This window comes from Streptomyces sp. SAS_270, from assembly GCF_052543295.1.
Genome location: NZ_JBMNDS010000163.1, coordinates 3,673 through 5,085 on the forward strand (window position 1 = coordinate 3,673; position 1,413 = coordinate 5,085).

The following is a 1,413-nucleotide window of genomic DNA, read 5'->3' on the forward strand; positions in this document are numbered from 1 at the left end:
TGAGACCTGATGCCGAGCCGATTGTGGTGAAGTGGATGATCCTATGCTGTCGAGAAAAGCCTCTAGCGAGTTTCATGGCGGCCCGTACCCTAAACCGACTCAGGTGGTCAGGTAGAGAATACCGAGGCGTTCGGGTGAACTATGGTTAAGGAACTCGGCAAAATGCCCCCGTAACTTCGGGAGAAGGGGGGCCATCACTGGTGATTGAATTTACTTCATGAGCTGGGGGTGGCCGCAGAGACCAGCGAGAAGCGACTGTTTACTAAAAACACAGGTCCGTGCGAAGCCGTAAGGCGATGTATACGGACTGACGCCTGCCCGGTGCTGGAACGTTAAGGGGACCGGTTAGTGCACTTTCGGGTGTGCGAAGCTGAGAACTTAAGCGCCAGTAAACGGCGGTGGTAACTATAACCATCCTAAGGTAGCGAAATTCCTTGTCGGGTAAGTTCCGACCTGCACGAATGGCGTAACGACTTCTCGACTGTCTCAACCATAGGCCCGGTGAAATTGCACTACGAGTAAAGATGCTCGTTTCGCGCAGCAGGACGGAAAGACCCCGGGACCTTTACTACAGTTTGATATTGGTGTTCGGTTCGGCTTGTGTAGGATAGCTGGGAGACTTTGAAGTCATGGCGCCAGCCATGGTGGAGTCGTCGTTGAAATACCAGTCTGGTCGTGCTGGATGTCTAACCTGGGTCCGTGATCCGGATCAGGGACAGTGTCTGATGGGTAGTTTAACTGGGGCGGTTGCCTCCTAAAGAGTAACGGAGGCGCCCAAAGGTTCCCTCAGCCTGGTTGGCAATCAGGTGTTGAGTGTAAGTGCACAAGGGAGCTTGACTGTGAGACCGACGGGTCGAGCAGGGACGAAAGTCGGGACTAGTGATCCGGCGGTGGCTTGTGGAAGCGCCGTCGCTCAACGGATAAAAGGTACCCCGGGGATAACAGGCTGATCTTCCCCAAGAGTCCATATCGACGGGATGGTTTGGCACCTCGATGTCGGCTCGTCGCATCCTGGGGCTGGAGTCGGTCCCAAGGGTTGGGCTGTTCGCCCATTAAAGCGGTACGCGAGCTGGGTTTAGAACGTCGTGAGACAGTTCGGTCCCTATCCGCTGTGCGCGTAGGAATATTGAGAAGGGCTGTCCCTAGTACGAGAGGACCGGGACGGACGAACCTCTGGTGTGCCAGTTGTCCTGCCAAGGGCATGGCTGGTTGGCTACGTTCGGGAGGGATAACCGCTGAAAGCATCTAAGCGGGAAGCCTGCTTCGAGATGAGTATTCCCACCCCCTTTGAGGGGTTAAGGCTCCCAGTAGACGACTGGGTTGATAGGCCAGATCTGGAAGGCGGGTAACCGCTGGAGGTGACTGGTACTAATAGGCCGAGGGCTTGTCCTCAGTTGCTCGCGTCCACTGTGT

At 55.7% G+C, this 1,413-nt stretch carries 1 rRNA gene (only partly in view); it reads left to right on the forward strand.

Annotated elements, in window-relative coordinates:
* Window positions 1–1,392 (forward strand): 23S ribosomal RNA (locus tag ACN6LB_RS45515) (it extends 1,796 nt beyond the left edge of the window).
* Window positions 1,393–1,413 lie beyond the last annotated feature (21 nt).